Genomic DNA, 4,520 nt, shown 5'->3' on the forward strand with positions numbered 1-4,520 from the left:
GAATTGGAAGATAGTTTTAAGTCATTAGGGTTAAAAAATGTAAATATCCATGTTCATAATTGGGATGGAAATCGCGTAAAGAGTGTTTTTTCGCTTCTGGAATCTGTCGAAAATAAAGGTTGGTCTGTATGAATACTGATGAGCCAAACGATAAGAATAAGTCGAATTTGCATATTAAAAAAGCAGTTGCTTTAAAGTATGAAATGCATAAGGATAACGCTCCTCGTGTTATTGCCAAAGGAGAACGATTAACTGCAGAGAAAATAATTACACTTGCCCGTGAAAAGGGCATTTTTATTCATGAAGACCCGGAACTTGTGGCTTTGCTATCCAAAATTGATGTTGGAGCAGAAATTCCTGAAATTTTGTATCGTGCAGTGGCAGAAGTTCTTGCGTTTGTTTTCCGATTAAATCAAAAGGTGGGCAGATAAATTAATTAAACATCTTTACTTTGAGATAAGAGTACAACTACAAAGCAAGATATGGCTTCCTCTTTTCCTTCAGGTCCTACACCTTCATTTGTTTTGGCTTTTACTGAGATACAATTAACTGGAACTTCAAGAATCTGACTTAGCGTTTCTCTTATGTTCATAATATAAGATTTTAATTTAGGTTTTTCTGCAATGATAGTGGAATCTAAATTAACTATATGCCACCCTTGCTGTTTAATAAGGTTTATTGTATGTTGTAGCAGTATTTTGCTGTCAATATCTTTATATTGTGGGTCGGTGTCTGGAAAATGAACGCCAATATCTCCTAAAGCAAGTGCTCCCAAAATAGCATCTATTATTGCATGAATCAGCACATCAGCATCAGAATGACCTAAAAGCCCTTTATCATGGGGGATAGTAATTCCTCCAAGGATTAAATCTCTCCCTCCGACTAAACGATGTAAATCATATCCGATACCAATACGATATATTGCATTATGATTCGTCATTTTGAATTGTTCTCAATAAATATTCGCTTAAACCAATGTCAAAAGGTAGTGTTATTTTTATATTAATCGGGTCACCAATAACGATAGCAACATTATTTCCCATTTGTTGGACTAATGTAGCATCATCTGTAAATATTAGTCCTTTTTGTTTGGCTAATTCGTGGGCAGAAATTATAATTTCTTTACGAAATGTTTGTGGGGTTTGACATTCATAGATGTATTTTCGATTAGGTGTGTTTTTCAGAAAGAGATGTTCATCTACCTCTAATATGGTATTGATAGAGGGTATGGCAACTGTGGCAGAACCTATTGTTTTTGCTTTTTCAATAGAATCATAAACACATTGAAGTGGAACAAAGGGGCGGGCACAATCATGTATTACAACAATCTCTGTTTTTTCATTTACATGTTGTAATCCGTTATAAACTGAAAATTGTCGTTCATGTCCCCCTTCAACAAATATACAGGGCGGAAGATTGAATTTCTGGATAACTTCTTTATGAAAAGTATCAATACATACAGGAGGTGCAATTACAATGGGAGGTGCTATCCACTCTAATTTGAGTAATCGTTTTAATGTCCAGTAGAGAATAGGTTTGCCAGCAATAGGAACGAGGGCTTTCGGAATACCTTTTCCTAATCGGCTTCCGAAACCGCCTGCGGGTATGATTAATTGAGTATTCATGATACTAACGATTGAAAACGAGTAAAAATCATTCTACCAGCCGATGTTTGAAGAATACTTGTAACAATCACATTGATGGTATGTCCCAGATAAGGTTTCCCTCCATCAATGACTACCATGGTCCCATCATCTAAATAACCAATTCCCTGTCCTGTTTCTTTACCTTCTTTAATCACTTTGATTTCCATTTGTTCGTCAGGTAAAAGTATTGGCTTTAAGGCATTGGCTAAATCATTTACATTCAGGACACGAACACCTTCAATTTGTGCTACTTTATTTAAATTAAAATCTGTTGTCAAAATAGGGGCATGGTATTTTTTGGCAAGCGTAACTAACTTGGCATCAACCTCACGGACATCCTTCGGATTTTCTTCGATAATTTCTATTTGGCAATCCATTTGGGTATCTTGCAGGGATTTTAATACATCTAACCCCCGTCTTCCTTTTGCTCTTCTTAGAATATCCGTAGAATCGGCAATATTTTGAAGTTCCCGTAAAACAAATCGGGGGACAAGAAGCGTTCCTTCCAGAAAGCCACTTTTGCAGATATCAGCGATTCTACCATCAATAAGAATGCTGGTATCTATAATTTTTACATTACTAAAATTGTTTCCTTTTTTCTGAACCGCACTAATAAGAGATTCCCAGTTAGAGGCACGAGTTAAACCTAAGACAATTCCGATAAAACCAAAAATAAGCACCAGAGAAACCATGACAAAAATGCGAAGTGTAAGTTCTGCTTGAGGTGCCCAGAAAAATATGTATTGTCCGATAAAATAACCTGCAACCATTGCAAGAACAATGGCAACCAATGCGGGTGCAATCCGTTCATAAATTTCCTGAGTGATAAACTGAATTCCTAACAAAACGGCTGTAGCGATTATTGCCCCCGTTAGACCCCCAATAGGTATCCATAATCTTTGTGGAATTCCCCAAATACGTATATTTGTATTGGCAGTCTCGTTAAACTCCCCAGTAAGGTAATATGCCCACATAATACCCATAACAATACATGCAAATACAAAAAAAACCTTTACTAATTTAATGACCATAAATAAATAAAACCTCTCTTATATATTTGTATAATTTTATCTTATTTTACTTTATTTATCAAATAGATTTTCCAGAAACTCGATATTAAATTACGAAGTTTCTGAGAGGTTTTATTTAATGAATGGATTAATTATTTGAGACGCAAAAGGATTTCTTTTACCAAACTTCTTAATTTAGGTTCGATTCTTTGAGCCGTGGCAATAATATGTTCGATATTCGCAGGTTGAAGTGCTTCGGGAAAACATTCGTCTGTAATGGCAGAAAAGCCCAACACTTTTAAGCCAGCATGCACTGCGACAATCACTTCAGGAACAGTGCTCATCCCCACTGCATCAGCTCCTATACCCCGCAAAAAACGGTATTCTGCTCGTGTTTCTAAACAAGGACCTGAAACACCGACATAAACGCCTTTGTATACAGGGATTTTTAAATCAAGGGCAGTCTGTTCCGCCAATTGGATTAAGTCCTTTGAATAAGGTTCGCTCATATCTGGAAAACGGGGTCCTAAAGTATCATCATTGGGACCTATTAAAGGATTATCACCCATAAGATTAATATGGTCTGTTATTATCATTAAATCTCCTGCTTTAAATAGCGGATTCATGCCTCCTGCTGCATTGGATATAATAAGTGTTTTTACACCCATTGCTTTAGCAACACGAACCGGAAATGTAACTTGTTGTAAAGTAAATCCTTCATAATAATGGAATCTTCCAGATAAAGCGAGAACTTTTTTCCCAGATAGTTCTCCAATAATAAATTCACCTCCGTGAAGAGAATCGTCCGGGAAATAGGGTATGTCTTGATAAGGAATAATAATTTCACTTTGAATAATCTCTTTTAATGTTCCTAACCCTGTTCCCAGAATAATCCCTACTGAAGGTTGTGTAGATGTAGATTTGCGAATTACATCAACGGATTCTTGAATTTGCTCTCGTAACATTTTCATGTTCTTCTCTCCACAGTTTATTTTTTATGTTTAAGCTCATTACATTTCTGGACAAATTGTAATTTAAATTCATCGGGTATTTCTAATAATTTTATTTTGCTGGTTAAACCTTGCACAATTTGAATTTCTTTTTTATTTATTTTCAACCAATCTGAAATTATATTTATCAATTTTTCGTTGGCTTTTCCTTTTTCAGGAGGAGCGTTTACATGAATATGTAAAGAGCCGTCTTCTTTTATTTTGATAGAGTCCGAATGAGCATTGGGCGATATGTGAACTTTAAATTTGTATGTAGAATGGGTTTTCATCTGGGCTGCTTTATAGTATATTTGGTTTATTAAATTTTAAAAATAATTTAAATGAATAAAAAAATAGGGAGCCTTGTTATCGGGTTATAATAAAATATATAAGAACCAAAAAGGTATTATAAAACCCTTATCAAACAAGACTCCCATCAAGAGCACAAGAGGATAATTCAATTGTAAGGTTTTCCCCGCTATGAATTCCGTTTCTGAACAGACACATTGGTTGCTTTTATGGAACCATACGCAGGAGTTGATGTAGTGGAAGTAGTCATTTCTGGCATTTCTCCAAAATACTCTTCATAGCATCCAACATGCCAGTATTCTCCTTCTATTTCCACAGCCTCATCGAACTGAAACTCAATGTCCTCTATGTACTCGTTACAAAGAGCACAGCGTTTCATTTTATTCACCTCGCTTTCTCATACAAGTTAAGGTTTAATATTATTATATAATGTAAACGAAAAAAAATATTTAAAAATTCATCTAATTTTAAGTTTTTATAAAACGAACCTCACTACCTTTTTGATATACACAAGTCCATCGGGTTGTTTATATATTTATACCATATTTAATCCAGAAAGTCAAGTA

Annotated in this window: 7 protein-coding genes; 1 reads left to right on the forward strand and 6 read right to left on the reverse strand. The window is 35.1% G+C overall.

Features of this window, described 5'->3' with window-relative positions; all coding sequences use genetic code 11:
* Positions 1-128 precede the first annotated feature (128 nt).
* On the forward strand, positions 129-431 hold the full coding sequence (locus PLA12_14400; protein ID HOQ33680.1) for an EscU/YscU/HrcU family type III secretion system export apparatus switch protein: 303 nt from the start codon (positions 129-131) through the stop codon (positions 429-431).
* 5 nt (positions 432-436) lie between these two features.
* Here the strand turns inward: PLA12_14400 and ispF are convergent, their stop codons facing one another.
* The 6 genes from ispF to PLA12_14430 all read right to left on the reverse strand — a co-directional run bounded on the left by ispF (position 437) and on the right by PLA12_14430 (position 4,333).
* A complete protein-coding gene (gene ispF / locus PLA12_14405) occupies positions 437-940 on the reverse strand; it encodes a 2-C-methyl-D-erythritol 2,4-cyclodiphosphate synthase (GenBank protein HOQ33681.1) in 504 nt (167 codons plus the stop codon).
* Complete coding sequence (ispD, locus tag PLA12_14410; protein ID HOQ33682.1) at positions 927-1,625, reverse strand: 2-C-methyl-D-erythritol 4-phosphate cytidylyltransferase; 699 nt, start codon at positions 1,623-1,625, stop codon at positions 927-929. Before ispD ends, ispF begins: the two co-directional genes overlap by 14 nt.
* Entirely contained in the window at positions 1,622-2,677 is a 1,056-nt protein-coding gene (locus tag PLA12_14415) for a TRAM domain-containing protein (protein ID HOQ33683.1), read from the reverse strand. The genes ispD and PLA12_14415 overlap by 4 nt, the downstream gene beginning before the upstream one ends.
* 131 nt (positions 2,678-2,808) lie before the next feature.
* Positions 2,809-3,627, reverse strand: coding sequence for a purine-nucleoside phosphorylase (locus tag PLA12_14420; protein HOQ33684.1), 819 nt, complete (start codon positions 3,625-3,627; stop codon positions 2,809-2,811).
* A gap of 17 nt (positions 3,628-3,644) precedes the next feature.
* Positions 3,645-3,935: a DUF167 domain-containing protein gene (locus PLA12_14425; protein HOQ33685.1), complete on the reverse strand. Its 291-nt coding sequence runs from the start codon at positions 3,933-3,935 to the stop codon at positions 3,645-3,647.
* A 188-nt stretch (positions 3,936-4,123) separates the two neighbouring features.
* The gene (locus PLA12_14430; GenBank protein ID HOQ33686.1) at positions 4,124-4,333 is read right to left on the reverse strand and encodes a hypothetical protein; all 210 of its coding nucleotides are present in this window, start codon (positions 4,331-4,333) and stop codon (positions 4,124-4,126) included.
* Between the last annotated feature and the right edge of the window lie 187 nt (positions 4,334-4,520).

The organism is Candidatus Hydrogenedens sp., from assembly GCA_035378955.1.
GTDB lineage: Bacteria > Hydrogenedentota > Hydrogenedentia > Hydrogenedentales > Hydrogenedentaceae > Hydrogenedens.